This is a genomic window from Variovorax sp. FW301-JW7 (assembly GCF_058788795.1).
Genome location: NZ_JBYTBC010000009.1, coordinates 1 through 26160, shown reverse-complemented (window position 1 = coordinate 26160; position 26160 = coordinate 1). Strand labels below are relative to the sequence as shown.

Below are 26160 nucleotides of genomic sequence, written 5' to 3'. Positions count from 1 at the left end.
GCCGGAGAGCATCGGCGCCTCATCACGAAAAAACCCGCAAGAGAGGGGAGAAACCCATGCTTCAACTGTTGAAGGCCCTGCAGGCTTCGGTGCTGGTCAAGGTGGCCGGCCTGTTCTTCCTGCTGCTGGTGCTGTGCATTCCGCTGGCGCGCATCGACGACCTGAACCACGCCCGCGGCGAAAGCCAGCAGGAGGCCGCGCGCGAACTGGCCGCGTCCTATGCCGGGCCGCAAACCATGGTCGGCCCCGTGCTGCTGGTGCCGTATGTGGAGCGCTGGATGGAGCCGCTGCGCGACGCGCAGGGCAAGGTGATCGGCCAGGCCCCGCAGAGCAAGGAGATGACGCACGCCGTGTTCCCCGACAAGCTGAACATCGAAGGCAGCATGGCCACGCAGGAGCGCTACCGCGGCATCTTCCGCATTCCGTTCTACACGCTCACGGCCGCGCTCGACGGCGGCTTCGCGGGCTTCGACCCGCGCGCCGTGCCGCACAGCGAAAGCGATTCGTCGATCGAGTTCCGCCCGCCGCTGATCGCCTTTCACGTGAGCGACCTGCGCGGCCTCGACGGCTCGCCCGCGCTCACCATCGAAGGCGAAGCGCTGCGCTTTCGCCAGCGCGTGCCCGGCCTGCCCGACAACGCCACCTATGCCGACGGCATCCACGCGCCGCTCTCGGGCGCCGCGCTCGCCGCATGGCAGACGGGCAAACCGCTGACTTTCGACATGAAGCTCTCGCTGGTGGGCCAGGACACGCTCTCGATGGTGCCGATCGCCGAGGAAACCACCGCGCACCTGCGTTCCCCGTGGGCGCACCCCAGCTTCGGCGGACGCTTCCTGGCCACGCAGCGCGAGGTGACGCCGCAGGGCTTCGACGCGCACTGGCGCGTGTCCTCGCTCGTGACCACGGCGCGCGAGCAGGTGCGCGCCGGCCTGTGGGGTAGCGAAGGCGATGCCGCGCAGAACGCCGCGGCGGCCGTCGTGCGCACGGCGCCCCCGCCACGCCATGCCTCGGGCCCGCTGCAGACCTTCGACGTGTCGCTCGCGCAGCCGGTCAACGTGTATTCGATGAGCACGCGGGCCGGCAAGTACGGCGCGCTCTTCATCGGCCTGGTGCTGATGGCGGCCTTCATGTTCGAGCTGTTCCGCAAGCTGCGCCTGCACCCGGTGCAGTACGGGCTGGTGGGCCTGTCGATCGCGCTGTTCTTCCTGCTGCTGCTCGCGCTGTCGGAGAAGTTCGCCTTCTGGATGGCCTACGCGGGCGCGGCCGGTGCGAGCGTGGCGCTGCTGGCCGTGTACTTCAGCGCGGTGCTCGGCGGCTGGCAACGCGGCCTGTCGTTCGCCGCCTTCGTGGCGCTGCTGTACGGCGCGCTCTACGGCCTGCTGGCCTCGGAAAGCAATGCGCTGCTGCTGGGCGCGCTGCTGATCTTCGGCATGCTGGCCACGCTGATGCTGGTGACGCGCAAGGTCGACTGGTATGCGCTGTCGCGCCGCAACGAGGCGGCGCCAGCGGCCACGGTGGACGCATGAGACTGCTGCGCGCCCTCCCCGGCGTGCTCGGCTGGCTGCTGCTGGCCGTGCTGTGCGCCTGGGCCTGGCACCTGAAGGACCCGCATCTGCGCTTCCTGCGCGAGGAAGAGCTGCCGCTGCTGCTCGCCGCGCTGTGCGCCGCCGCCGCGATCGCCTGGCGCAGCGCACGCGGTGCGCGCCGAGTCGTGGCGCTGGCCCTGGTGGTGGGCGCGACGCTGACGGCGCTGGGCCACGAGCTGGCCTCGCGCCAGCACCGGCTGGAAGTGAACGCAGCCTCGGGCCCGGTGGCGCAGGCACTGGGTGCGCGCTTCATCGTCGGCTACGACGACGCGAGCGACCTGCGCGAGCTGGTCCGCCGGGGCCTGATCGGCGGCATCTTCGTCACCGGCCGCAACGTGAAGGGCCGCAGCGCCGACACCCTGCGCGCGGAAATCGCCAGCCTGCAGGCGCTGCGGCTCGCGGCCGGCCTGCCGCCGCTGGTGGTCGCGACTGACCAGGAAGGCGGCGGCGTCTCGCGCCTGTCGCCGATGGTGCCCCGCCAGCCGGCACTCGCCAGCCTGCTGGAGGCCGACGTGCCCGCACACGAACTGTTGCAACGTGCCCGCGCCTACGGCGCGCAGCAGGGCGGGGCGCTCGCCGCGCTGGGCATCACGCTGAACTTCAGCCCGGTGGTCGACCTGCGTCCCGGCCGCGCCCCGGGCCGCTGGGACCTGCACACCCGCATCGAGGAACGCGCCATTTCCAGCGACCCCGACGTCACCGCGCAGGTGGCGCTCGCTTACGAGCAAGGCCTTGAATCGGCTGGGGTGCGCGGAACGCTCAAGCACTTTCCCGGCCTGGCCAGCGTGACCGAGGACACGCACCACATGGGTGCCGAACTGCGCACGCCCGTGGCCCGCCTGGCCGCGCGCGACTGGAAGCCGTTTCAAGACGTGTCGAAACATTCGGATGCCGCGATCATGCTGGCCCATGTCATCCTTGGGGAACTCGACGCGGACGCGCCGGTCTCTTTCTCACGCAAAATCGTGCAGCAGGTGATTCGAGGCGAATGGGGCTTTCAGGGCCTGCTCGTCACCGACGACCTCACGATGGGCGGGGCCTACAACCGAGGTCTTTGCAACGCCACGCTGGGCGCACTCGACGCCGGGGTGGACCTGCTGCTCATCGCCTACGACCACGACAAGTATTTCGATGCCATGCACTGCGCGCTGGAAGGCGTGCGGCGCGGCGCGCTCGATCCCCGGGTGACGGAACGCCCGCGCGCGCCACGGCTCCAACCTCTTCGCTAGCCCCCATCCCATGTCCCAAGAACCTCGCCCTTCCCAACCCGCCGGTGCGCTGCGCCAGCTCCCGTGGAAACGCATCGCCGGCTGGAGCGCCATCGCGGCCGGTGCCGGCGCCGTTGCGCTGCTGGGCGCTGCCATCGTGGGGGTGGTCGCCATCTACCCGAAGCTGCCCGACATTTCCGAGCTGGCCGACTACCGGCCCAAGCTGCCGCTGCGGGTGTACACGGCCGAGGGTTCGCTGATCGGCGAGTTCGGCGAGGAGCGCCGCAACCTCACGCCCTTCGCCAACATTCCGAAGGTCATGAAAGACGCCGTGCTGGCCGTGGAAGACGCGCGCTTCTACGACCATGGCGGCGTGGACTACAAGGGCTTCGCGCGCGCGGCCGTGGCCAGCTTCAAGGGCGGACGCAAGCAGGGCGCCTCGACCATCACGATGCAGGTGGCGCGCAACGTCTACCTGAGCTCGGAGCGCACGCTCAGCCGCAAGGCGTCGGAGATCGTGCTGGCCTTCCGGCTCGAGCAGCAGCTCAGCAAAGACCAGATCCTGGAGATCTACCTGAACCAGATCTACCTGGGCAACCGCGCCTACGGTTTCGCCGCCGCCTCCGAGGCCTACTTCGGCAAGCCGCTGCAGCAGGTGACCATCGCCGAGGCCGCCATGCTCGCCGGCCTGCCGAAAGCGCCCGGCGCCAACAACCCGGTGGCCAACCCGCGCCGCGCGCGGGCGCGCCAGCTCTACGTGATCGACCGCATGCACGAAACCGGCTTCATCACCGCCGAACAGGCGGCTGAGGCCAAGAAGGAAGAACTGCACCTGCGCGACGCCGCCGACCCGAACCGCCTGCATGCCGAGTACGTGGCCGAGACGGTGCGCCAGATGATGTACGCGCAGTACGGCGACAGCATCTACACCAGCGGCATGAAGGTCTACACCTCGCTGATCGCGGCCGACCAGGCGGCGGCGTACAAGTCGCTGCGCAAGGGCATCATGGATTACGAGCGCCGTCAGGTGTACCGCGGCCCCGAGAAGTTCGTCGACCTGCCGGCCAGCGGCCAGAAGGAAATCGACGAGGCGGTGGACGAAGCCCTGGCCGAGCACCCCGACAACGGCGACGTGATCTCGGCCGTGGTGCTGGAAGCCAGCGCCAAGGAAGTGACCGTGGTGCGCGCCAACGGCGAAGCCTTCGAAATTTCGGGCGAGGGCCTGAAGCCCGCGCAGTCCGGCCTGGCCGCGAAGGCGCCGCCGAACATCAAGATCCGCCGCGGCGCCGTGATCCGCGTCGCCAGGACGCCCAAGAACACCTGGGAGATCACGCAGCTGCCCGAAGTGGAGGGCGCCTTCATCGGCATGGACCCGCGCACGGGCGCCATCACGGCGCTGGTCGGCGGTTTCGACTTCGGCAAGAACAAGTTCAACCACGTCTCGCAGGCCTGGCGCCAGCCGGGCTCGAGCTTCAAGCCCTTCATCTACTCGGCCGCGCTCGAAAAGGGCTTCACGCCCGCCACCGTGGTGAACGACGCACCGCTGGTGTTCGACGCCGCCGCCAACGGCGGCCAGCCCTGGGACCCGAAGAACTTCGACGGCGGCTTCGAAGGCCCGATGCCGCTGCGCAACGCGCTCATGAAGTCGAAGAACCTCGTCACGCTGCGCGTGCTGCAGTCGATCGGCGCGCCCTATGCGCAAGACTGGGTCACCAAGTTCGGCTTCGACAAGGACAAGCACCCAGCCAACCTGCCGATGGGCCTGGGCGCCGGCTCGGTCACGCCGATGCAGATGGCGGTGGGCTATTCGGTGTTCGCCAACGGCGGCTACCGCGTGAACCCGTACCTCGTGACCCGCGTGACCGACCTCAAGGACAAGGTGCTGATGGAAACCGAGCCCCCGGTGCTCGACGAAAGCCGCCGCGCCATTCCCGCGCGCAACGCGTTCATCATGGAATCGCTGCTGCAGAGCGTGGTCAAGGGCGGCTCCGGCTTCAAGGCCTACCAGGCGCTCAAGCGCGACGACCTGTTCGGCAAGACCGGCACCACCAACGACTCCTTCGACACCTGGTTCGCGGGCTTCCAGCCCACGCGCGTGGGCATCGCCTGGGTCGGCTACGACACGCCGCGCCAGCTCGGCGTGCGCGGCGAGACTGGCGGCAGCCTGAGCCTGCCGATCTGGATCGGCTACATGCAGTCGGCGCTGCGCGGCGTGCCCGTGACCCTGCCGGCCGAACCGCCCGGCGTGGTCAACGTCGACGGCGAGTGGTACTTCGACGACTTCACGCCGGGCCACAACGTGGCGAGCCTGGGCCTGGAAAGCGCCGAGCAGCCGATACAGCCGGTCGAAGTGCTGACGGGCCCGCCGATCGGTGCGCCGCCACCGCCCGAGGAACGCAACCGCATTCTTGATTTCTTCCGCTAGCCAGCGGCGAGATCACCCAAGGACGCGGGGGACGCGCGGTGCCTACACTTGGTACCGCGGCCCCCGCTTCTTTTTTGTCTCTCCCCTTTTTTCGCATCCATGGAAATCCTCACCCTGGTGGCCCTGATCGCCGCCGGCTTCTACATCCTCAAGTCCAAGGAACAGCGCCAGCGCATCGCGCTGCTCGGTCGCCATCTGGGCCGCTACCAGATCGAAAAGCTGATGGAGAGCCTGACCCAGGGCTACCTGCGCTGCCTCGGTGAAGACGACGCCGAGCGCCGCCAGCAGATCTGGCACCTGCTCGACGCCACCGAGGAAAAACTCGCCGCCCAGTTCGAAACCTTCGCCGCCGAACTGGCGCGCGAACCCGAAGCGGACACACGCGTGAGCCGCCTGCCGGTGGCCTTGCCGTTCGCCACCACGCTGTTCCCTTCCGCCAGCTTCGACCTGCGCGAAGCACTGCGCATTCATGCGCGCGGCATCGCGGGCGTGGCGAAAAATGCGGCAGGCCGGTCGCCGAAATCGAAGGCCTTCACGATGTCGGCCGAGCTGTTCCTGATGCAGCACACCTGCCACTGGTTCTGCAAATCGAAGGCCGTGGCCTCGGCGCGCATGCTGGCGCGGCACCAGACCTCGTACGAACAGCTGCTCGAGGCCGTGAGCCCCGAGACGCGCGAGGCCTACCGCGTGCTCGTGGGTCAGTGATGCGTTGACAGCAGCGGCAGCGTGAGCGTCGCCACAGCGCCACCACGCGTCGCGTTGCCCAGGTCGATGCGGCCCCGGTGCAGCGTCGCAATTTCCTTCACGAACGCCAGCCCCAGCCCCGTGCTCTTCTTCTGGCTGTGCGGCCGGGCGAGCGAATAGAACTTCTGGAAGACCTTGTCCTGCGCGTAGTCCGGGATGCCCGGGCCGTGGTCGCGCACGTTGATGCGCGCCAGGCGCGCTGTGGTTTCCAGCGTCAGCAGCACCTCGCTGTCGGGCGGTGAAAAGTCGAGCGCGTTGTCAAGCAGGTTGCTGATCGCGCGGCGCAGCAAAAACGGATCGCCCTCGACGCGCGCAGGCTCGCGAATGTTCACGATCAGCTGGATGCCGCGCCGGCCCGCGGCGGGTTGCGCGCTGGCGGCAATGTCTTCGATCAGCGGGCCCAGCGCCACGGGTTCGGTGCGGTCGAGGGTGCGCCGCGTCTCGAGCGCGGTGAGCTCCATCATGCGGTCGACGATTTCCTGGATGCGCTGGGTTTCGCGTTCGATGTTCTTCAGGAAACGTTCGCGCTGGTCGTGCGGCATCTGCGGTTCCTGCAGCAGCTCGGCCGCGCCGCGGATGGCCGAGAGCGGGCTCTTCACTTCGTGCGTGAAGGTCTGCACGTAGTCGGCCACGTAGTTGCGCCCGGTGAGCGCGTCGCGCATTTCGCCGAAGCCGGTGCGCACCGCGTCGACGGCACGCCTTGCCATGCGCGACAGGCTGAGGCTGCGCTGTGCGCGCACCCAGGTCCAGTAGTCGCGGATCAGGCCGAAGGGCCGCACCAGCCAGACCGAGACGATCACGGTGAGCAGCAGCAGCGCCAGCGCCGACCCCACGCCGACCCAGATGGTGCGCACGCGCGCGTCCTCGACGAACTGGCCGAAGCTCTGCACCGGCTTGCCGACGCTGACGACGCCGACGATCTCGTCGTTCCAGCGGATCGGTGCGCCGACGTACATCACCGAGGTGCGCGGGTCGCCGTCGACGTCGCGCGAGGTGCGCGCGCCGTACAGGCCGCCGAGCGTGCGCTTCACGTCGCTCCACTGCGAGTAGTCGTTGCCCAGGTGGCGGCCGAGCGAATCGAACATCACGCGGCCGGTGCGGTCGGTGACGTACACGCGCAGCTCGACCCGGCTCTTGTGCAGGTTGTAGATCTGGGCCGAAAACTCGCGCGTGTAGACGCTGCGAAACAGCGGCTCCAGCCGCGCCGTGTTGATGGCGCCGGCGATCACGTCCTGCTCGACCAGGCTGGCCATGAGCTGCGAGGTCTCGACCAAGGATTCCTCGGCCGACTCGCGGTAGCGCGGGTCGATGTCGGAGACGACGCGGTACAGCAGGAAAGCGATGCCCGCCGTGTAGATCAGCAGGATGCCGATGAAGATCCGCGTGCGCCGCGTCATTCCTTGCTGGCAGGCAGATCTTCGTGCAGCGCGTAACCGGTGCCGCGCAAGGTGCGGATCGGCTCCACCTCCGGCGCAATGGTCTTGAGCTTGGCGCGCAGCGTCTTGATGTGCGCGTCGACCGTGCGGTCGAAGCTGTCGCTGGCGTCGTCCCAGACGAGTTGCAGCAGTTCGTCGCGCGTGAACACGCGCCCCGGGCGCTGGACCATGAGTTTCAGCAGGCCGTATTCGTAGCGCGAGAGTTCCAGCAGCCGTCCGTAGTAACGGATTTGCATGCGCTCGCTGTCGAGCGAAAAGGGCGTTGCAGGGGTCTGTGGTGCCGCTGGAGGCGGCGCCGGCGCGTTTTGATGGGGTACCCCATGAATCGGCGCTGCGGCGGCTGGCGGGCTTCCTGAGCCGTTTCTGGCGCTGCGCCGCAGGATGGTTCTCACCCGGGCGACCAATTCCCGGGGGGAGAACGGCTTGGCAATGTAGTCGTCCGCACCGAGTTCGAGGCCCACCACGCGGTCTATTTCGTCGCTGCGGGCCGTCAAAAACACCATCGGTACCTCCGGGCCGCCCATCGACTGATTCAGCGCCTGGAGGCGTTTGAAGAGCTCGAAGCCGTTCAGGTCGGGCAATCCGATGTCGAGGATGGCCAACGCGGGGCGTTCCTGCGCGAACTGCGCGATGGCTTCTTCGGCCGTGGCGCACCAGACCGGCTGGAAGCCGTCGCTGCTCAGAACGTACTGGAGCGTGTCGGCGATGCCCGATTCGTCTTCGGCAATCAGGATCCGGGGTTTGAAGCTCATCCGGCGATGTTAGCGAGGGCCACGGACGACCCGTGCCCGGTTTTTCGCCCGAGGCGCCGGGGACCGGCGCGGCCTTTCGCGGCTTTTTTTTCGGGCGCGGCTTTTCCTCTTCCTGTCTTCTTATTCTTCTTATTCAAATTAGTAGTAGTAGATAAGGGTCGCACCCGTCTGTGGAAAGGTCACTTTTTCCTTGACGTGACAACGACTTGTCATGCCCGCGTCACTGTGCGCACCCGCGCTTCCGTGGTGTACCCGCAACTTGGACAACATGGGGTAACCCGCCGGCCCTGTGGATAACCGATGGCTTGTGCAAAAACTCTCCCCAGAGTTGTCCTTTGACAGCCTTCGCCAATTCTGCGAAAGACGGTTTTCGGGTCGAGAAATTCATTGCCTGTTAATTGAGCAGGTTGTAGATTTCCCTTGCAAATCAATGACTTGCAACACCCCTACAGAGCAGTGCCGGGGTTATCCACAGAGTTGCCCCAGTTTTGTGGGGAGAACGCACGGAGGAACCTTCGGGCGCGGCGCGGACCCAATCCGCTCCTTCACATGACGAAAAATCTCGAACATGACACCTTCTGAAACAAAAGCGATCGTCACTTTGAGCCTGCTGGCGGCCTTCGTCGACGGCGAAAAGCACGAACGCGAGCGCGCCGAGATCAAGCGCATCGCCGAGGGCCTGTCGCAGGCCGACGGCGTGAACCTGCCGACGATCTACCAGGACGTGCTCATGAAGCGGGTGTCGCTGGCGTCGGTGGCCGGCGAGCTGAAAAGCGCCGAGTCGCGCCAGCTCGCGTACGAGATGGCGGTGTGCATGTGCGACGCCGACGGCGTGCAGTCGGAGCCGGAGCGGCTCTTCCTGATGGACGTGCGCAGCTCGCTGGGCCTGGACGCCTCGGCGGCGCAGTTCTCGCAGCGGGCGGAAGACATTGCCGCCGCGGTGCCGGCGGCGGTGGCGGTGACGGCCGGAGCGGCGGCAACCCCCGCGGCACCGCAGGCGCCCGACAGCACCGAGCTCGACCGCGCGATCCTCAACGCCGCCATCCTCAACGGCGCGCTCGAGCTGCTGCCCGAGACGCTGTCGACCATGGCGATCATTCCGCTGCAGATGAAGCTGGTCTACCGCATCGGGCAGGCGCACGGCTACCAGCTGGACACCGGCCACATCAAGGATTTCCTGGCCACCGTGGGCGTGGGCCTGACCTCGCAGTACCTGGAGCAGGCCGGGCGCAAGCTGCTCGGCGGCCTGTTGGGCAAGGTCGGCGGCGGCCTCTTGGGCGGTCTCGGCAAGCAGGCCGTGAGCTCGGGCATGAGCTTCGCGTCGACCTATGCGCTGGGCCACGTGGCCAAGCGCTACTACGCGGGCGGGCGCACGCTTTCCACGCAGATGCTGAAGGACGCGTTCTCGAACGTGGTGAAGGAAGGGCAGGGCCTGCAGACGCAGTACCTGCCGGCGATCAAGGAACGGGCACGCACGCTGGACACGAGCCAGGTCCTGTCGCTGGTTAAAAACGCCTGATTTTTTCCAGGGATACCGTGGAACCGGCTTTGCCGGGCCACCGGTATCGCCCCCGGCGAGGGGGTTGGCGCAGCGACACGAAGTGCGCGAAGCCTGGGGGAGTCCCTGGACTCTAGACCTGGCTCAGGTCGTCGAGGATGGGGCAGTCGGGCCGCGCATCGCCGTGGCAGCAATGCACGAGGTGCGCGAGCGTGCTGCGCATCGACTGCATGTCGGCGATGCGCTGTTCCAGTTCACCCAGGTGCTTTTGCGCGATGCGCTTCACGCTCGAACTGGCGCGGCGGCGGTTGTGCCACAGGCCGACCAGTTCGGCGATTTCTTCCATCGAGAACCCGAGATCGCGCGAGCGCTTGATGAAGCGCAGCGTGTGGATGTCGGCGTCGTTGTACTGGCGGTAGCCGCTCTCGGTGCGTGCCACCGCCGGCAGCAGGCCCAGGCCTTCGTAATGCCGGACCATGCGCGCCGACACGCCCGACAACCGCGCGGCCTCGCCGATGGCGACCTGGCGGCCGGGGGCGGAGGTCGCCGTCGTCATTGAACGGTGTAGCCGGCGTTCTCGATCGCGGCCACGATGTCCTGGCGCGGCTGCTGGCTCAACACGTCCACATGGCCGGTTTCGAGATCGACCGTGACCTGCGCATGCGGATCGACCGTCTGTACTGCGTCTTGCACTGCGTCCACGCAGTGGCCGCAGCTCATGCCGGAGACCTGGAATTTCTGGCTCATCGTCGTTGCTCCTTGTGGGAATGAATGAAGGGTGGAAGGATTGAACACCCGAATCGGGGACAACGCCAGTTTCAACCCTCTCACGATGTCAATGTCCAGCCAAGGGCTTTAAGCAATCCGCGCTTGACCTTGCCATGGTGTCAGGCTTTAGCCTCGGGACCATGGAACACATTCAGCCCCAACCTTCATCGGCCGCCGCCACGCTGGACCTCTCGGTCGGCGGCATGACCTGTGCCTCGTGCGTGATGCGCGTGGAGCGCGCGCTCAAGAACGTGCCCGGCGTGCAGGACGTGAGCGTCAACCTCGCGACCGAGTCGGCCCGCATCGTGGCCACCGGCGGCGAGGACATGGCCTTGCTGCTGCGCCGTGCCGTGCGCGCCGCCGGTTACGAACCGCGTGCCGAAAGCACCGCGCAGGACGAAGCGGCCGCGATGTCGCCCTGGCACGGCTTCATGCCCGTGGCCGTCGGCCTGGCGCTGTCGATCCCGCTGATGGCGCCGATGCTCGGCGACCTGATCGGCCAGAGCTGGATGCTGCCGCCCTGGGTGCAGCTGTTGCTCGCGACGCCGGTGCAGTTCTGGCTCGGCGCGCGTTTCTACCGCGCGGGCTGGCACGCGGCCAAGGCCCGCACCGGCAACATGGACCTGCTGGTGGCGCTGGGCACCAGCGCGGCCTTCGGCCTCTCGCTGTGGCTGTGGTGGCGCGCCGCCACCGGCGAGCATGCGGGGCACGGCATGGTGCCGCACCTGTACTTCGAAGCCTCGGCGGTGGTGATCACGCTGGTGCTGCTGGGCAAGTGGCTCGAGGCGCGCGCCAAGCGCCAGGCCACTTCGGCGATCCGCGCGCTGCAGCAACTGCGGCCCGAAGTGGCGCACCTGATCAACGCACGCGGCAAGGAAAGCGACGTGCCGCTGGCCGACGTGATGGTCGGCGACCGGCTCGCCGTGCGTCCCGGCGAGCGCGTGCCGGCCGATGCGCGTGTGCTCGAAGGGCAGTCCGAGGTGGACGAATCGATGCTCACGGGCGAACCGCTGCCGGTGGCCAAGAACCCCGGCGACAACTTGACCGGCGGCGCGGTGAACGGCGACGGCCGCATGGTCATCGAGGTGCGCGCGGTCGGCGCCGAAAGCGTGCTGGCACGCATCATCCGGCTGGTCGAAGACGCGCAGGCCGCCAAGGCGCCGATCCAGCGCATGGTCGACCAGGTGGCGGCGGTGTTCGTGCCGGTGGTGTTGCTGATCGCGCTCGTCACCTTCGCGGGCTGGATGGTCGCGGGCGCCGGCGTCGAGACCGCGCTGATCCATGCGGTGGCGGTGCTCGTGATCGCTTGTCCGTGTGCGCTGGGCCTCGCGACGCCGGTCGCGGTGATGGCGGGCACGGGCGTGGCCGCGAAGCACGGCATCCTCATCAAGGACGCGCGGGCTTTGGAAATTGCACACCGCGTCGACACCGTAGCCTTCGACAAGACCGGCACGCTGACGGTGGGCCGCCCGGTGCTCACGGCGCTGCTGCCCGCGGCCGGTGCGCTGGCGAAGGAGAACGACCTGCTCGCCACGGCCGCCAGCCTGCAAGGCGGCAGCGAGCATCCGCTCGCACGCGCCGTGTTGTCTGCCGCTGCCGACCGCGGCGTGCAGGCGCCGCCGCTCGGTGCGATGCAGGCGATGCCGGGGCGCGGCGTGCGCGGCGAAGTGAACGGCGCGACCTGGGCCATCGCCAGCCTGCGCTGGTGCCGCGAACTCGATGCGATGCCGGCCGAGGCCGACATCGAACGCCTGCAGTCGCAAGGCGCCACGGTGTCCGCGCTGCTGCGCTTCGACGACGCCGGCTCCGCGCATGTGCAGGCGCTGCTGGCTTTCGCCGACGAGCCGAAGCCGCAGGCTGCCGAAGCGATCCGCACCTTGCGCGGTCGTGGCCTGCGCGTGGTGATGATCTCGGGCGACAACCTGCGCGCGGCGCAGGCGATGGCCGCGCGCCTGGGCATTCCGGCCGAGGACGTGCGCGCCGACGTGCTGCCGGCCGACAAGGCCGAGCAGGTGAGCGCGCTGCGCAAGAACGGCCATGTGGTCGCGATGGTCGGCGACGGTGCGAACGATGCGCCGGCGCTCGCCGCGGCTGACGTGGGCATCGCGATGGCGCCGTCGGGCGGCGGCACCGATGTGGCGATGGAAGCGGCCGGCATCACGCTGATGCGCGGCGACCTCGCGCTCGTGGCCGAAGCGCTCGAACTCTCGGGCCGCACGGTGGCGAAGATCCGGCAGAACCTGTTCTGGGCCTTTGCCTACAACGTGGCCGGCATCCCGCTAGCAGCCTTCGGTTTGCTGAGCCCGGTGGTGGCCGGTGCGGCGATGGCGCTGTCGAGCGTGAGCGTGATGGCCAATGCGCTGTTGCTGCGGCGCTGGAAGCCCAAGCACCCACAACACCACTGACCGAACCGCGGATCAGTCGAACAGCAGCGCCATCAGGTGCTCGTCGACGAAGTCCGCTTCACCGGCCCGGCGGTAGAACTGGCGCAGCGTGCCTTCCTGCACGAAGCCCAGCCGGGCATAGAAACGCAGGGCCGTGGCGTTGTCGCTCTCGGCCATCAGCTCGACGCGGCGAACGCCTTCGGCCTTCAGCCGAGCGAGCACGTCGGTCACCATGGTCTGCGCGACGCCGCGGCCATGCAATGTGGGATCGACCGCGAGCGTGCCCAGGCTCGCCACATGCTGCGCGCGGCCCGGATAGCGTGTGACGCGGTAGAAGCCGGCGACCTGGCCATCCACTTCGAAGATGAAGAACGCACCGCTGTCGAGCAAGCCCTGGAAGATCGGGCGAAAGTCGCCGCGCGGCATCGGGTCGTAGCCCAGATAGGGCACGACCCGCTCGTGCATGTAGAGATCGAAGACGGTGTCGAAATCGGAGGATGTGGCGAGGCGGTGCAGGGGCATGTCGCGCTTCTTCTATGAGGTCCGCAAGGATGGATGCGGCCGAGCATAGCCATGGCAAGGCGGTGCTGACAACCGCCCCGCTTTTTTCCTCCCCCGAAGTTCAGCCCTCCGGGAAGCGCCGGCTCGCCACGATCACCGCGTTGGTGCCGCCGAAGGCGAAGGAATTCGACAGCACATGGCGCAGCCCCTGCGCCTCGCGCGCCGCGCCGCGCACGAAGTCGACGTTGCCGAATGCGGCATCCGGCGTGTGCAGGTGGGCAATGGGCGGCAGGGTCTCGCGGGCCAGTGCGCGCAGCGCCGCCACGAGTTCGATGGCGCCGCCGCCGCCGAGCACATGGCCGTGAATCGCCTTGGTCGCGCTGACCGGTGCGGCGTCGCCGAAGAGTTCGCCGATCGACGCGGCCTCGGCGGCATCGCCCGCGCTCGTGGCTGTGCCGTGGGCGTTGATGTGGCCGATGTCCGACGGCACGAGCCCGGCGTCGCGCAGCGCGGCACGCATCGCGCGCACCTGGCCGGCCGGGTCGGGGTTGGTGATGTGCGTGCCGTCGCAGTTGCTGGCGTAGCCGCTGAGCACGAAGGGCTGCGCGCCGGCGCCACGGGCGCGCGCATGGGCTTCCGATTCGAGCACCAGCGCCGCCGCGCCCTCGCCGATGGCGAAGCCCGCGCGGTCGCCCGAGAACGGTCGGCAGGCGGTGGCGGGTGCATCGGCCGGCGGTGGCGCCATGACGCGCATCGCGTGCCAGCTGGCCATCACGCCGGGCGTGAGCATCGCGTCGTGGCCGCCGACGATGGCGATGTCGATCCAGCCGCCGCGGATGGCGCGCATGGCTTCGCCGATCGCCACCGCCGACGAAGCGCAGGCGCAGGCATACGCCAGCGCCGCGCCGCGCGCGCCGAAGTGCAGCGCCAGTTCGGCGACCGCGGCGTTGGGCATCACGGTGAGCACGGTGGTGGGGCGCATGCGACGCTGCTCGCCGTAGAGCGCGCGCGTGGTGGCATCGAAGGTGCCGGCGCCGGCCAGGCCGCTGCCCCAGAAGACGCCGAGGCGGTCGCGGTCGATGGCGTCGAGGTCGAGCCCTGCATCGGCCGCGGCATCCTGTGCGGCGGCCAGGGCCATCGCGGTGCCGCGGTCCAGCGGCAGGCGCGAGGCGCTGCGCACGCCGCTGGCGTCGAAGTCGCAGGTGGCGGCAGCGATCGCCATCGGGTCCATGCCGGGGATCTCGAGCGTCTGCGCGCGCACCGCGGAGCGGCCGGCGAACAGTGCGTCGTCGAAGGCTTCGATGCTGCGTCCGAGCGGCGTGACGAAGCCGAGGCCGCTCACGTGCACGGGCGCGGCGGCGGTGTGGGCCGTGGCGGTGGCCGCCAGCACGGCATGGGCGGCGCCGCTGCTCATGCCGCTGCTGCCATGGGCTCGCTGCGGACAGCGGCTGCTTCGCCTTCGGCATCGATCACCTCGCACAGGCGCTGCAGCGTGATGCCTGCTTCGCGCGGGTCGAGCCGGTCTTCGGGAATGCGCAGGTGGAAGGCGTCTTCCACCGCGAAGACGAACTCCATGAGCGCCAGCGAATCGAGGCCGAGGTCCGACAGCGCGGTGGCCGGCGAGATGTTCGCGCGTTCCACGCGGAAGTCGGTCTCGAGGATGGTGGCGATGCTGTTGAAGGTGGGAGAGGACGACATGGTCGGGTTCCTTTCGGTCGGGCCTGGGGTCAGGCGTGGAGAACGAGTCCGCGGGCGCGGAACACGGGTTCGGGCACCGGGCCGTGGGCCACGGTCTCGGCGAAGGCGAGGGTCTCGCGCACGACCTGCTGGCGGTCGTTGTCGATGCTGATCATGTGGTAGCTGTTGTTCAACACCACGGTGCGCAGCGAGGCGCAGCGCAGCCCGCGCACCAGCAGGTCGAGGTTGGACAGGCTGGCCACCTCGTCCTCGCGCGCATGCAGCGCCAACACCTGCTCGCACTGCACCTGGTCCAGCCGGCGCCGCACGTGGCGGATCAGCCGGTCGTGCTCGCGCAGGTGGCTCACGCCGATCACCGCGCTGCCGGCGCGCGAGACCTGGCGATGGCGCAGTTCGCGCTCGATCCAGGTGCGCACGCGCTCGTTCTTCACGCCGTAGGGCGGACGCTCGCGGTACTGCCAGAGGCGGCCCAGCGGCGTGTAGAAGGCCAGCGGCAGCAAAAAGCGCGTGCGCGGCACGGCCCAGCCGTCGAAGCGCAGCGTGGTCGACATGAGTACCAATGCATCCACCTCACGCCCGCAACGGATCGCGCCGCCCAGCGCCAGCGACGCACCCGCGGAGATGCCGACCAGCATCACGCGGTCGTGCGTGCGCCGCAGCGTCTTCACGTGCGCTTCGAGGGTGTCGAGCCAGCGCTCGAAGGGCACGGCCTTCTGCAGCGGCGCGGCGGCGTCGAACGAGTAGCCCGCGATGCAGAGCGGCTGCACCGCATACCCGTGGCGCTGCAGGGTCGATTGCACGGTCAGCAACTCGTCAGGCGTGCTGCATAAACCATGGAGCAGGACCACCGCGGTGCGCTGCACGGCGGGGGACACCAGGCTCAAGGGATCGGAGGGATCGCGTGCACTCATCGGGAGGTGTGTCGTATGCTCATGTCGCGTTTATCGCGGGGAGCGACTGACCGGCCGCTGACGCGTCCATCGCCAGGGCAGACCAACAAATCACCCACCACTCATTCACTCACCATGCGAATCCTGCTTGTGGAAGATGACACCGTGCTACGCGACGTGATGCTGCGCAGCCTCGCCGACGCCGGCCACCGGGTCGACGTGTCGACCAACGTCGAAGACGCCGACCACCTGTGGCGCGTGCAGCCCTTCGACGCCGTGCTGCTCGACCTCAACCTGCCCGCCACCGCCAGCCCCACCAGCGGCCTGGCGAGCGGCCTCACGGCCCTGCGACAGGCGCGTGCGCGCGGCGACCGCACGCCGGTGCTGGTGCTCACGGCGCGCGGGCGCACCGAAGAACGCATCGCCGGGCTCGACGCCGGCGCCGACGATTACCTGGGCAAGCCCTTCGACCTCGCCGAGGTGGAGGCGCGGCTGCGCGCGCTGGTGCGGCGCGCCAAGGGCACCGAAGACATCGTGGTGCTCGGCCAGCTCAAGCTTGACCGCAAGGCGCGGCGCTTCGCGGTCGCGAACGCACCGCTGGACCTGCCGGCGCGCGAGTTCGAGGTGCTGTGGGAACTCATGAGCCCGCCGGGGCGCACCGTGAGCAAGCGGGCGCTGTCGGACAAGCTCTCGGGTTTCGACGAATCGCTGGGCGACAACGCGCTCGAGGCCTTCATCTCGCGCCTGCGCAAGAAGCTGCTCGGCTCGGGCGCGGGCATCCGCACCTTGCGCGGCATCGGCTACCTGCTCGAAGCCGAGGTGTGAGAAGCGACCCGTGAGCGAGGCCACCCCACCGGTCACGCGCACTGCACCTTCGCTCACGCGGCGCGTGCTGCGCAACGTGCTGGTGCCGCTGGCGCTCACCTGGATGACCGGCGCGGTGATCGCGCTGGTCATCGCCAACTACTTCTCCGAGCAGGCCTTCGACCGTGGCATGCTCGACGACGCTTATGCGCTGTCGGCCAACGTGCAGGCCGGCGAGCGCGGCATCGAGCTGCTGCTGACGCCGCGCGAGGTGGCGACCGTGCTGTTCGACCAGACCGACAAGGTCTACTTCTCGGTGCAGCGGCTCGACGGCACGACGATCTCGGGCGATCCCGACCTGAAGGCGCCCCTGCCGGGCGAAAGCTCGCGCTACCGCTTCTCCGACATCGACTACGCCGGCCAGGTGCTGCGTGCCGTGGTGCTCGACCACGACGCCGAGCCCGGCCTGCACGTGCCCTACCGCGTGATCGTGGCGCAGACCACGCTCAGCCGTGCGGCGCTCGTGCAGCGGCTGCTGTTCTATGCCATGGCACCGCAGGTGCTGCTGCTGGTGTTGCTGGCCGTGTGGCTCTGGCATGGCATCCGGCGCGACCTGCGACCGCTCGGCGAACTGCAGCGCGCCCTCGACACGCGCGATGTGCGCGACCTCTCGCCGGTGACCGTGGCGCAGACCTCGAAGGAGCTGCAGCGCTTGGGCGATGCCGTCAACGCGCTGTTCGACCGGCTGCGCTACAGCGTGCGCGCGCAACGTGAGTTCGTCGGCAACGTGGCGCACGAACTGCGCACGCCGCTGGCCGGCATCCGCGCCCTGGCCGAGTACGGGCTCGCGCAGCACGACACCGGCGTGTGGCGCGAACAGCTGACGCGCGTGTCCGAGCGGCAGGCGCGCGCGAGCCACCTGATCGACCAGCTGCTCGCCCTGGCGCTGGCCGACGAGGCGCGCACCGACCTGCAGCGCACGCCTGTGCAGCTCGACATGCTGGCCGAACAGACCGTGCTGCGGCATCTTGCGCGTGCCGATGCGCGCGGCGTCGACCTGGGCGCACGCGGCCTCGACGAGGGCGGCGTGACGGTGCTTGCGAACGAAGCCCTGGTGGAGGGCATCCTCGACAACCTGATCGACAACGCGCTGCGCTACGGCGGACGCACCATCACCGTCGAGCTTGCGGGCCGCACGCTGAGCGTGATCGACGACGGGCCCGGCATTCCGATCGAAGCGCAGCGCGACCTGATGCAACGCTGGGCACAAGGGCCCGCGGGCCAGAAGCTGGGGCAGGGCGCGGGGCTGGGGCTGTCGATCGTGGCGCGCTATGCCGAGCTGTTGGGGGCCGAGTTGCGGCTCGAAGCCGCCGAGCCGACCGGCCTGCGCGTGAGCGTGACCTTCGGCGACGACGCCTGAGATTTCATGCGGCCGGCAGTGGCTTGCGCAGATAGACGCGCGTGCGCCCGTCGAGGGATTCGCGCCGGTACTCGACGTAGCCGATGCGCCGGTAGAGCGCGAGGTTCTCGGTCATCTTCTCGTTCGTGAACAGGTAGATCGACGCGTGGCCCTGGCGCAGCGCTTCGCGTTCGGCCAGTTCGAGCAGCGCGCGGCCCGCGCCGCTGCCCTGGTGGTCGGGGTGCACGGCGATCACGTCGATCAGGAAGCCTTCGTCGGTCACGTCGAGCAGCAGTGCCGCGCCGATCTGTTGCTCCGGCCGCTCGGCCACCCAGACCTGCAGGTGCGCGACGGCCTCGGCGTAGTCGCGTGTCATTGGCCTCGGTGTAAGGCCCAGGCGTGGGATGTAGGTGCGGAAAGCCTCGACGGCGCACGCGGTGACGGCCGCCACGTCGTCGGCGTTTGCGCGGCGCAGGGTCCAACGCGTTGCGTCGGCGCTCACGCGTCGAACTCGACTTCGCCCTCGATCTCCACCGGGATGCCGAAAGGCAGCTCCGCCATGCCCACCGCGCTGCGCGCATGCGCACCGACCTCAGGGCCGAAGAGCTCGAGGATCAGGTCGGAAAACCCATTGATCACCGCTGGCTGCTGCTGAAAGCCAGGCGCCGAAGCGACCATGCCGAACACGCGTGTCCATGCGGTGATGCGGTCCAGGTCTCCGAGCGCGCGCTGCAGGCTGCCGATCATCGCGAGTGCGGTGAGGCGCGCTGCGGCGTAGCCCTGCTCGACGGTCAACTCGGCGCCGAGCTTGCCGAGTGGCGCGGCGATGCTGCCATCTGCATTCAACGGGCCGTGGCCCGAGATGATGGCGCGCCGGCCGATGAGGCGAACGAATTGGAAGGGGAGGAGGACGCCGGGAGGTGGCGTGACCGGCGGGGGAAGGATGAGACCCAGAGCGTGGAGGCGTTCGGCAATGCGTGTCATGGTCAGGATGCGTGCAGCAAATAACCAAGGGTACGCGCCGCGTGCTGCGAAGGCAATTCGTTCGGCGTAGGCACGCAGCGGGGAAGACGTGGCCGTGGGTGCGGCCACAGAGCACCGGCTATCGAGTGCCCATCCAATTGCTGCCGAACGACAGATCCTTGCTGAAGATCAGGAGGGTGCCCCAAAGAAGAACAGAAGCACAAAGCAGGCAGATGATGAAGATCAGAGCGCCTGCAAAACTCGCAAATCCCGCCTTGTTTCGCGCCATCTTGAACCCGAGCACGGTGCCACCGACTAGCAACCCAAGAAGAAGCCATGGGATGCCGCATAGAAGAAGGAGAAATGGATCTGTAAAGCAGCCGGTCATGTCGGTCCGATGTGGCAGCCGGCGAGCTTGTACTTGCCTATTTTTCTCGCGTGGGGACGGTTCATTGCGGCAGCTTGATGTTGGATCCGTCGAGCTTGAGACTGCCCAGCTTCTTCAAGTCGGTGCCACCAGTCTTCTTGAATTCGTGGACCTGGGTGTTGGACAGGTCCAGGGTCAAGGCAAAGACAGCCGAGCGCATTTCCAGCTTGCCGATGCGTGCGTCGTTCAAGCGCACGGAGTTCGCTTCGAATTCCTCCAGAAGCAGATGCGTCGCATGGGCGTACTGCAGGTCAAGCCGGGTGAACTTGCTCTTTCGAAAAACAAGGGACTCGGTCTGCGGGCCACCGCCAATGTCCACGAGGATGTTGTCTCCAAGAATGGCGGTGTTCTCGATCAGCACCTCCTGGGCATCGTTGCTTGCGAGACTGAAAACGAACCGTCCGCCGGATGTGGGAGGAGTGAACTGGCTGTCTCGCACGGCGAGGCGTTTGGCGCCTTTGACGATCGCCTCGACGCTGCCGCCGCGCACGCGCTCCATCAGCAGTTCTTCCTTGATGGTGGCGCCGGTCAAGTCGAGTGTGTCGATGACGGTGTCGCGGATGGTGAGAGATTGGAGATTGGCCGCCACCAGCTTAGAAGTGCCGCGAAGCTTGGAGCCCTCGATACGAGCGGTGGCGTACAGAAATTCTTCGCCGCTGTTGCCGATGCTGTCGGTCAATATGGTGACGTCTTCGCATGTGCAGTCCGTGATCGAGAGTCTTTTGTTCCCGGTCCACGCGAACCACTTCGATCTGCATCGCACGAATTCCGCTTCGCCGTCTGATCCCACTGCGCCCTGGTGATTGCGGTTTGCGCTTGTCCCTGCGAAATTGCACTCCTCAAAAACGGTGGACTTGCTTCCCTTCTCTGCAAACATGACCGAGTTCCCGACCCAGGCGCAGCGTAGAAAATGCACGTTCGTCGTCACGCCATAGCTCAGAATTCCAGAAAATCGGCAGTCCTCGTAGCGGACATTGGTTGCTGTCTTTGGGTTGATCTCATAGGCGCCGACAAAATCGCAGTTTTTGAAGAGGACGTTGTGCCAATCCATCCCTTCAAACCTCTCGCCGCTGAATTCAGCGCCGTCGACGACAAGCAGAGAATGACCGTTCTCCCTGGTGCGAAGTGCCGGGTCCTTGAGGTGGGCAAAGGCCTTGCCGAAGGTTCTGATGTTTCGTTTGGAGGTCATGTTGCATCCGGTCAAGGCGGAGGCGGCGAAAAGCGCCAGTGTGCAAAGGGTGCTTCGACGGGTCGGAGAGTCGGTCATCGGCGATTGAGCCTGATGGCGCTGATGGCAGGGATGTATCCCTTGCTTCCAAAGTTGTCAGACAGAAATTCCCAATCCGGCACTTCCCCACGCTCTCCCATCGGTCGTCCAAAGTGCCACACAGCGTTCTTCGGACGCGCCGGGTTCGACTTGTCCAGGCTGAACCCGCCCATGTTCACGTTGCCGTCAATGAGTGCGATGTCCAGAGGAAACACCCAAGGGTCCGCATGGAGCATGTCTTTGGCCCAGTTCTCGCCTGCGTCAGTGGGGCTGGGTTCTTTCAGCGTCACTTCGCAGAAAGCCTGAACCAGTCGCTGGCGGAGCGTCACGTATTCGGTATTGGGGTGGTTCTCGACCACTGATCGGGGACTCCACGCCATCGCCAAGGCACCGTTGGAACTCACCGTCTTGGAACTCATCATCGACAACAGCATTGCCGTGTCTTCATCCTTGAAGCTCAGTGTGGTGCCTTTCAAGCTGGGCGCGATGAGATGCCAGGTCTTGGTTTCGCCGCGCGAACCGTCGGGACGCTTTGGGTTGTTCTTGTCGAACACCCACAACTTCACTTCTGTCACACACCCCAGCTTGCGTACTTGCTCGCTCAAGACCAGTTCCAGCTGACCGCTCTTGCCGAAGTACTCAGGCTTGAAGCGCAATGGCACACGAATGTTGCCTTTCTTGGGCAAGCCGCTCATGGCGTGCAGGTAGTCGAGTGCCACCGCCAACCGCGGCTTTTCGTTGAAGCCTTTCCCTTGAAATTCGCCCTGGATGTGACACCGATCGGTCTTCACCTGCCGGATCTCACCCGTCGCGGGATCGAGCGCGGTCCCCGCGGGTGGCCGGCCAGTCCAGGCGCTGAGTTCGCCGTCCAGGTTCTGGTAGCCGATGGGTCCGCCGCAGCTGGAGACGATCAGCGCCGTCACGGTGTTCGGTTTGACGGTTTGGGTGTTGTGGATGCCTGGGTCCTTGGCTTCTCGCACCTCGACGCGCCAGCCGTCTGACGCGTAGATGCCACGAGGGTCCCAACCGAGCTTGTAGACGCCCGAGCGATGGCTGTGGCCCGACAGATGCCAATCCACCTTGGGGTTGGGGCCGGTCTTCGCCTGCCCCATCGGCTGAACGTATTGGGCCAGGTAGGTGGCCTGGTTTTTTTCGCAAGTGCCCACGTTGACGTGGTTCAGCGCCGCCTTCATGCCCCAGACACCGGTGGCGCCGTCGCGGGGGTGGAAGAAGACCCGGTCCTTCTTCTTGGCCACGTTGCTGTAGGGCTCGGGTTCATCGAAGCTCACGATGGTGAAGTGCGTGGCAACGGTGAGCGTGCTCTCGCTCGCGGCCTTGTAGCTTCGAGCCTGTGTCAGCAGCTTCAGCTGGTCATGGCTGAAGGACTCGGTGGCACGCGGGAGTATTCCTGACCCTTGGCGGTCTACTCCCGCCTCGGCAACGCCCAGCAGGTTCTTGAAGTTTTCGTCGATGCCCCAGCCCAGCGCTGCAATCACTTGTCCGGCGTTGGCGCCCGGCTTGTCGGTGCTGTCCGCGCCGTAGGCATAGACCACGTCCGCGAGCGGCGTGAACAACGCATAGAACCAGTCGAACTGGCCGCCGTCGAAGTTGTACCCCGTCAATGCGTGACCGTAGGTGGGGCCATAGGCGAGACAAGCCTCGTAGATGGTCATGTTGTGGTCGCGGCTCATGCCTTCATTGGCCTTGCCGCGCGTCCAGGCGCTCGCCGCTTCGAATTGGGTGCGGTGGCGCTCCACGGCATCGGGCTGCGCAAGGGCTCGTTGTGCCCGTCGGGCCTCTGCCGGAACGTTGCCGTCGGGCCAGGACGTGCGGGCGTTCTCTTCCATGCGCTTGCGTGCGTCGCGGCTGTTGGGCGTAGTCGTCTCGAGCACGCCGAGCATGAACGCCCAGTTGTGCCGGTCACCCGCCTCCACGCGTGCGCTGATGCCGTAGGGCACCTGGTAGGCCTCGTGGTTGCCGCTGGTCATGATGATGGGCAACTGGTACTTGGGGTTGCGGTACATCTCGCGCACCAGGCTGAAGACCATCATGTCGTCCAGGCCCCTCGGATAGAGGCGGCGGCCTTTTTCCTTGTCGAAAACGTTGCCCAGCAGGTTGAAGGCTTTCCACTGCTCGCCGATCCTGCCCGGGCCACCGGGTTCTGCCATGGGATTGAAGTTGCGGTTGTAGTCGATCAGGTCTCCCGTGAGGAGCACGGCATCGACCCGGTCGCTGCCCGTGGCCATCGTCTCGAACAGCTTCTTGAGGGCCTCGAAGCTGTTGCAAACCTTGCTGCCGACGGGCCGGTTCCAGGCCGCGTCGGCCTCCTCGAGCACTTTGGCATCGCTGCGGCCCATGGCGTTCTGGCGCACGTTGATATGAACGTCGGAGAGATGCCCCAGCTTGAGCCGCGGCTTGGTCATGCGCTTGACGGGGTGCCAGCTCTTGAGCAGGGTGTCCAGCTCAGGGCTCTGGCCCGGCTTACTCCAGCTGAAGGGGACATCGGGCGGCGGCATGGCGAATTCGTGGAGCTTGTCGAAGTGCCAGGGATCACGCGTGGCCTGCTGTTGCAGGAAGCGTGCGATGGCAAGGTCTTGGGCCTCGGCGTACTTGACGCCTTTGAAGGCCTCAAGCTTCCTGTCTTCGGCGCCCAACCGGATCATCCAGGCGAGGCCTTTCATGGCGCCGGGCGTCTGCAGATCGGCGAAGGGCGGTGCTGACAAGTCGAGTTCGATCTCATAGATGTCCTGCACCTTGGTGTAGATCTGGGCCGCTGCGGGGGCGATGGTGGCGAAGGGACGGCCGTGTCGATCGCTGACGAGCGCCCCAGGTCCAAAAGCGCCAACGAGCCAGGCCTTGATGCAAGGTTTTGCGGCAGCACATGCCGTGCCATCTCCGAAAAGAGTGCCGGTTTGTGTCGACCCCTCGGCCTGCTCGGCTTCCTGTTTGCTTGCAAGGTCGACCACACGCAGATGCTGGTCGACAAGCCTGTACATCTCGACGGCTTCACCGGTCGGGACGGCCGCCTTGGCCTTGCTGCGCATGCTGGAAGGCGCGGCGATGAAGATACTGGCCTTGACCTGGCCAGGGGCCAACAGCAAAGGTGTGCCCAGGCTAGGGAACAGGATGACGGCTTCTTCTTCGAGCAGCGGCGTTTCGGAACAGTCGCAGACGCCGGGCTTGGGTTGGTAGGGCATGACGGATCGATCTGGGGTGAGGCGAGTGGGGAGATGTCGGCGTCAGGCGGTGGGCAGCGCGGCCGAAAACAGCGTGGAAAATGCATGGGCGGCATCGGGAGTGCTGCGTCGCGCCTGCAATGGCGCGAGAAAGCAAGACGTCCACTGGGCCCACATGTGAGGCGCGGCATTCTGTTGTTGTTGCCACCACTTGGCGGGCTGCGCTTCAAGCACGTGGGCGAGCGTGCGCCCCGCAGCTCGCGCGTCGACCAGGCTTCCTGCAAGGCCAGGCAAGTACGGCAGTTCGGGGTGCAGGCTCAATGACCGGTGCAGCAGCGTGACCCAGTCCTCGAAATCGGTCAGGCCGAGTTGCTGCACGGCTTGAAGCTGATCGAGAGCGATCCACCGCTGCAAGGCAGGGGCGATGTGCTCGAACGCTCGCGACCCGAAACGGTCGTGCACATGGGCGAGGAGCCCATCGGCCCGATTGAGCGGAGCCATGGCGAGCAGCAGTTCCTTGTCCAATTGCAAGGGCTTGGTGCGTGCGGCACCTTGAGGCGCATGTGGTTTGCTGCACCGAAGACCACGCGGATGGAATTCGGCGCTCCATCCTGCCCAGGTGAACGCGCTCAAGAAGTCTTGTCGAGCGTCGTCGGGCCAACGGGCCACCATGTCGAAGCCGATGCGCGGATCGAACCAGCGAAGCACGGCGCCGACGGCCTCGTCGTCGTCGAGAGCCGGGTCCGCGGGTATCACGGCGTCGAGCCAACTGCGAAGATGCGCGGCCAGCGTGATCGACCGCAGTGGCGACGCCACGAGACTGAGTGCCTGCACGGCACCTGCACCGCGTGCGAGGTCATACAACCATGGGGCTGCGCCTGGCGATGTGGGCATGGGTGGCAGTTCAATCAGCCAAGGACCGACGCCGGCCGCGTCTGCTTCTTGCGTATGGAGGAACAAGGGCATCGCGTCGAGTTGGTATTGCGCCACCAGACGCGCCGCCCACCCATCTTCTTGCCGGTTTTCTTCGACCGCCCCGCATTGGCCTGCGTTCACCAGTGCGTGACAACGTTGGCCCGTCTGGCGCGCGAGGCGGGAAAAACTGCCGATGTCCTGTGCGATGGTCTGCGAAATCTCGTCCTCGAACGCCTCGCGTTCGTACGCTGGAATTTCCATCGGTGTCGGTCTTGTCAAACGCGGGGCGCCACGGGCGAGGCCTGACGTGCGGCACGTGCCAGGCACTCCCAACACACGCTCTGAGCCGTGGGCCCCGGCTTCTTGTCCGACCCCGGCGTTCCATGCATCGCGGCATGTTCGATCCATGTGCCCAACGTGCCGTGCCGGATGCCGCCTTCGCTCCATTCGCTGAAGCTGGTGCCGCCGTTGATCGTGACCTTCTTCTTGGCGGTGATGTAGACCGTGTCTTCGGTGCTCACGATGTCGATGTCTTTCAAGGCCGTGGCCTCGATGGCGTCGCTTTGCGCTTCGATGCGGATGTCGCCTTGCGAGGCAAAGGCCTTGATGCCGCTCTTGAGCGTGAAGATGCGCATGCCTTCCGTCACGCTGGCGAGGATGCGCTGGGCGGCGCTCAGGGAGGTGTGGCCGGCGCTGGTGAGCTGGATGTGCGTGCCGGTGTGCGCGTGCAGGTGAGTGGTCGCCGTGGCTGCAATGCCTGCGGGGCTGGCGAGCACGAGATGCGGTGCGGCCAGTTCGGGGAAGCAGCCTTCGGTCGATGGACTGCCGTGGCCCCGGAGGTCGTCGTTCTGCTGCTTGATGGCCTGGGCGACGGTGGACTGGTCGTCGTTGCCGTCCTGGGCCTCGGCTGTGCGGGCCGCTTCGGCCAGGCCTTCGATTTGGTCGCGTGCGCTCGTCAGGCGTTGGATGGTTTCGCCCATGTCCTTGGCGTGGCGGGCCGCATCGGGGCGGCCTTCGGTCGTGATGAGCATCCCGTCCTGCGCCCTGAGCACGCCATGGGCGTCCGTGCGCAGCTCGAACCCCTCACCCCTGGGGTCCTTGCGCCCCGCGTTGTCCTCGATGCGCGTGATCGCTCCCAAACTCAAGCTTGAGCTCTGGTGATCGCTCTTGAGCTGCACCTGGATCTTTTCGGCCGTATCGTCCAGGATCAGATGATTCGATCGGCCCGCCGCACTGTTGCCCCCACCTTCCGTCAGCTCCCGGCTCCTGAACCCGCTCAATGCGCTCTGGCCAGGGAGTTGCCACGGCGGCAAGTTCAC

Annotated in this window: 23 protein-coding genes; 8 read left to right on the top strand and 15 right to left on the bottom strand. The window is 67.0% G+C overall.

Going from position 1 to position 26160, the window contains the following annotated elements:
* Window positions 1–56: 56 nt before the first annotated feature.
* The 4 genes from creD to AC3WQM_RS22860 all read left to right on the top strand — a co-directional run bounded on the left by creD (window position 57) and on the right by AC3WQM_RS22860 (window position 5924).
* A complete protein-coding gene (gene creD, locus AC3WQM_RS22875; RefSeq protein WP_492681935.1) occupies window positions 57–1526 on the top strand; it encodes a cell envelope integrity protein CreD in 1470 nt (489 codons plus the stop codon).
* Window positions 1523–2815: a glycoside hydrolase family 3 N-terminal domain-containing protein gene (locus AC3WQM_RS22870; protein ID WP_492681933.1), complete on the top strand. Its 1293-nt coding sequence runs from the start codon at window positions 1523–1525 to the stop codon at window positions 2813–2815. The genes creD and AC3WQM_RS22870 overlap by 4 nt, the downstream gene beginning before the upstream one ends.
* Window positions 2816–2825: 10 nt before the next feature.
* The gene (locus AC3WQM_RS22865) at window positions 2826–5219 is read left to right on the top strand and encodes a penicillin-binding protein 1A (RefSeq protein ID WP_492681931.1); all 2394 of its coding nucleotides are present in this window, start codon (window positions 2826–2828) and stop codon (window positions 5217–5219) included.
* 99 nt (window positions 5220–5318) lie between these two features.
* A complete protein-coding gene (locus AC3WQM_RS22860) occupies window positions 5319–5924 on the top strand; it encodes a hypothetical protein (RefSeq protein ID WP_492681929.1) in 606 nt (201 codons plus the stop codon).
* Here the strand turns inward: AC3WQM_RS22860 and creC are convergent.
* Together creC and creB are read right to left on the bottom strand one after the other, a co-directional pair.
* Window positions 5918–7360, bottom strand: coding sequence for a two-component system sensor histidine kinase CreC (gene creC / locus AC3WQM_RS22855; RefSeq protein ID WP_492681927.1), 1443 nt, complete (start codon window positions 7358–7360; stop codon window positions 5918–5920). The genes AC3WQM_RS22860 and creC overlap by 7 nt on opposite strands.
* Window positions 7357–8151 carry a two-component system response regulator CreB gene (gene creB, locus AC3WQM_RS22850; RefSeq protein WP_492681925.1) on the bottom strand — a complete coding sequence of 265 codons (795 nt, stop codon included), beginning with the start codon at window positions 8149–8151 and terminating at the stop codon, window positions 7357–7359. The genes creC and creB overlap by 4 nt, the downstream gene beginning before the upstream one ends.
* 568 nt (window positions 8152–8719) lie before the next feature.
* Between creB and AC3WQM_RS22845 the strand changes: the two genes are divergently transcribed.
* Window positions 8720–9670 carry a YcjF family protein gene (locus tag AC3WQM_RS22845; RefSeq protein WP_492681923.1) on the top strand — a complete coding sequence of 317 codons (951 nt, stop codon included), beginning with the start codon at window positions 8720–8722 and terminating at the stop codon, window positions 9668–9670.
* Window positions 9671–9782: 112 nt separating this feature from the next.
* Here the strand turns inward: AC3WQM_RS22845 and cueR are convergent, their stop codons facing one another.
* Window positions 9783–10205, bottom strand: a complete 423-nt coding sequence (cueR, locus tag AC3WQM_RS22840; RefSeq protein ID WP_492681921.1) for a Cu(I)-responsive transcriptional regulator — start codon at window positions 10203–10205, stop codon at window positions 9783–9785.
* Entirely contained in the window at window positions 10202–10396 is a 195-nt protein-coding gene (locus tag AC3WQM_RS22835) for a heavy-metal-associated domain-containing protein (protein WP_192194276.1), read from the bottom strand. Before AC3WQM_RS22835 ends, cueR begins: the two co-directional genes overlap by 4 nt.
* A gap of 161 nt (window positions 10397–10557) precedes the next feature.
* Here AC3WQM_RS22835 and AC3WQM_RS22830 point away from each other — a divergent pair, with 161 nt between their 5' ends.
* Window positions 10558–12822: a heavy metal translocating P-type ATPase gene (locus tag AC3WQM_RS22830; protein WP_492681919.1), complete on the top strand. Its 2265-nt coding sequence runs from the start codon at window positions 10558–10560 to the stop codon at window positions 12820–12822.
* Window positions 12823–12834: 12 nt separating this feature from the next.
* Here the strand turns inward: AC3WQM_RS22830 and AC3WQM_RS22825 are convergent, their stop codons facing one another.
* From AC3WQM_RS22825 to AC3WQM_RS22810, 4 genes are all read right to left on the bottom strand, one after another.
* Window positions 12835–13323 (bottom strand): GNAT family N-acetyltransferase, encoded by a 489-nt coding sequence (locus tag AC3WQM_RS22825; protein WP_492681917.1) that lies wholly within the window; start codon window positions 13321–13323, stop codon window positions 12835–12837.
* A gap of 100 nt (window positions 13324–13423) precedes the next feature.
* Window positions 13424–14716: a beta-ketoacyl-[acyl-carrier-protein] synthase family protein gene (locus tag AC3WQM_RS22820; RefSeq protein ID WP_492681915.1), complete on the bottom strand. Its 1293-nt coding sequence runs from the start codon at window positions 14714–14716 to the stop codon at window positions 13424–13426.
* On the bottom strand, window positions 14713–15000 hold the full coding sequence (locus AC3WQM_RS22815; RefSeq protein ID WP_492681913.1) for a phosphopantetheine-binding protein: 288 nt from the start codon (window positions 14998–15000) through the stop codon (window positions 14713–14715). Before AC3WQM_RS22815 ends, AC3WQM_RS22820 begins: the two co-directional genes overlap by 4 nt.
* A gap of 29 nt (window positions 15001–15029) precedes the next feature.
* Window positions 15030–15911, bottom strand: a complete 882-nt coding sequence (locus AC3WQM_RS22810; RefSeq protein WP_492681911.1) for an alpha/beta hydrolase — start codon at window positions 15909–15911, stop codon at window positions 15030–15032.
* A gap of 114 nt (window positions 15912–16025) precedes the next feature.
* Here AC3WQM_RS22810 and AC3WQM_RS22805 point away from each other — a divergent pair, with 114 nt between their 5' ends.
* Together AC3WQM_RS22805 and AC3WQM_RS22800 are read left to right on the top strand one after the other, a co-directional pair.
* On the top strand, window positions 16026–16715 hold the full coding sequence (locus AC3WQM_RS22805) for a response regulator transcription factor (RefSeq protein ID WP_056574813.1): 690 nt from the start codon (window positions 16026–16028) through the stop codon (window positions 16713–16715).
* A 10-nt stretch (window positions 16716–16725) separates the two neighbouring features.
* Entirely contained in the window at window positions 16726–18114 is a 1389-nt protein-coding gene (locus AC3WQM_RS22800; protein WP_489060402.1) for a sensor histidine kinase, read from the top strand.
* Between the two features lie 4 nt (window positions 18115–18118).
* Here the strand turns inward: AC3WQM_RS22800 and AC3WQM_RS22795 are convergent, their stop codons facing one another.
* The 7 genes from AC3WQM_RS22795 to AC3WQM_RS22765 form a co-directional block, all read right to left on the bottom strand.
* Window positions 18119–18595, bottom strand: coding sequence for a GNAT family N-acetyltransferase (locus tag AC3WQM_RS22795; RefSeq protein ID WP_492681909.1), 477 nt, complete (start codon window positions 18593–18595; stop codon window positions 18119–18121).
* Complete coding sequence (locus AC3WQM_RS22790; protein WP_492681907.1) at window positions 18592–19077, bottom strand: RidA family protein; 486 nt, start codon at window positions 19075–19077, stop codon at window positions 18592–18594. The genes AC3WQM_RS22795 and AC3WQM_RS22790 overlap by 4 nt, the downstream gene beginning before the upstream one ends.
* A gap of 118 nt (window positions 19078–19195) precedes the next feature.
* Entirely contained in the window at window positions 19196–19444 is a 249-nt protein-coding gene (locus AC3WQM_RS22785) for a hypothetical protein (protein ID WP_492681905.1), read from the bottom strand.
* Between the two features lie 61 nt (window positions 19445–19505).
* A complete protein-coding gene (locus tag AC3WQM_RS22780) occupies window positions 19506–20750 on the bottom strand; it encodes a hypothetical protein (protein ID WP_492681903.1) in 1245 nt (414 codons plus the stop codon).
* Window positions 20747–23947 (bottom strand): metallophosphoesterase, encoded by a 3201-nt coding sequence (locus AC3WQM_RS22775; RefSeq protein WP_492681901.1) that lies wholly within the window; start codon window positions 23945–23947, stop codon window positions 20747–20749. Before AC3WQM_RS22775 ends, AC3WQM_RS22780 begins: the two co-directional genes overlap by 4 nt.
* A 42-nt stretch (window positions 23948–23989) precedes the next feature.
* Complete coding sequence (locus AC3WQM_RS22770) at window positions 23990–25102, bottom strand: DUF4123 domain-containing protein (protein ID WP_492681899.1); 1113 nt, start codon at window positions 25100–25102, stop codon at window positions 23990–23992.
* A 14-nt stretch (window positions 25103–25116) separates the two neighbouring features.
* Window positions 25117–26160, bottom strand: coding sequence for a DUF2345 domain-containing protein (locus AC3WQM_RS22765; protein ID WP_492681897.1), 1044 nt, complete (start codon window positions 26158–26160; stop codon window positions 25117–25119).

Excerpts from the sequence above, each read along its gene's own strand:
- creD (WP_492681935.1), top strand. The coding sequence starts at position 57 with ATGCTTCAACTGTTGAAGGCCCTGCAGGCTTCGGTGCTGGTCAAGGTG.
- AC3WQM_RS22870 (WP_492681933.1), top strand. The coding sequence starts at position 1,523 with ATGAGACTGCTGCGCGCCCTCCCCGGCGTGCTCGGCTGGCTGCTGCTG.
- AC3WQM_RS22865 (WP_492681931.1), top strand. The coding sequence starts at position 2,826 with ATGTCCCAAGAACCTCGCCCTTCCCAACCCGCCGGTGCGCTGCGCCAG.
- AC3WQM_RS22860 (WP_492681929.1), top strand. The coding sequence starts at position 5,319 with ATGGAAATCCTCACCCTGGTGGCCCTGATCGCCGCCGGCTTCTACATC.
- creC (WP_492681927.1), bottom strand. The coding sequence starts at position 7,360 with ATGACGCGGCGCACGCGGATCTTCATCGGCATCCTGCTGATCTACACG.
- creB (WP_492681925.1), bottom strand. The coding sequence starts at position 8,151 with ATGAGCTTCAAACCCCGGATCCTGATTGCCGAAGACGAATCGGGCATC.
- AC3WQM_RS22845 (WP_492681923.1), top strand. The coding sequence starts at position 8,720 with ATGACACCTTCTGAAACAAAAGCGATCGTCACTTTGAGCCTGCTGGCG.
- cueR (WP_492681921.1), bottom strand. The coding sequence starts at position 10,205 with ATGACGACGGCGACCTCCGCCCCCGGCCGCCAGGTCGCCATCGGCGAG.
- AC3WQM_RS22835 (WP_192194276.1), bottom strand. The coding sequence starts at position 10,396 with ATGAGCCAGAAATTCCAGGTCTCCGGCATGAGCTGCGGCCACTGCGTG.
- AC3WQM_RS22830 (WP_492681919.1), top strand. The coding sequence starts at position 10,558 with ATGGAACACATTCAGCCCCAACCTTCATCGGCCGCCGCCACGCTGGAC.
- AC3WQM_RS22825 (WP_492681917.1), bottom strand. The coding sequence starts at position 13,323 with ATGCCCCTGCACCGCCTCGCCACATCCTCCGATTTCGACACCGTCTTC.
- AC3WQM_RS22820 (WP_492681915.1), bottom strand. The coding sequence starts at position 14,716 with ATGAGCAGCGGCGCCGCCCATGCCGTGCTGGCGGCCACCGCCACGGCC.
- AC3WQM_RS22815 (WP_492681913.1), bottom strand. The coding sequence starts at position 15,000 with ATGTCGTCCTCTCCCACCTTCAACAGCATCGCCACCATCCTCGAGACC.
- AC3WQM_RS22810 (WP_492681911.1), bottom strand. The coding sequence starts at position 15,911 with ATGAGTGCACGCGATCCCTCCGATCCCTTGAGCCTGGTGTCCCCCGCC.
- AC3WQM_RS22805 (WP_056574813.1), top strand. The coding sequence starts at position 16,026 with ATGCGAATCCTGCTTGTGGAAGATGACACCGTGCTACGCGACGTGATG.
- AC3WQM_RS22790 (WP_492681907.1), bottom strand. The coding sequence starts at position 19,077 with ATGACACGCATTGCCGAACGCCTCCACGCTCTGGGTCTCATCCTTCCC.
- AC3WQM_RS22785 (WP_492681905.1), bottom strand. The coding sequence starts at position 19,444 with ATGACCGGCTGCTTTACAGATCCATTTCTCCTTCTTCTATGCGGCATC.
- AC3WQM_RS22780 (WP_492681903.1), bottom strand. The coding sequence starts at position 20,750 with ATGACCGACTCTCCGACCCGTCGAAGCACCCTTTGCACACTGGCGCTT.
- AC3WQM_RS22775 (WP_492681901.1), bottom strand. The coding sequence starts at position 23,947 with ATGCCCTACCAACCCAAGCCCGGCGTCTGCGACTGTTCCGAAACGCCG.
- AC3WQM_RS22770 (WP_492681899.1), bottom strand. The coding sequence starts at position 25,102 with ATGGAAATTCCAGCGTACGAACGCGAGGCGTTCGAGGACGAGATTTCG.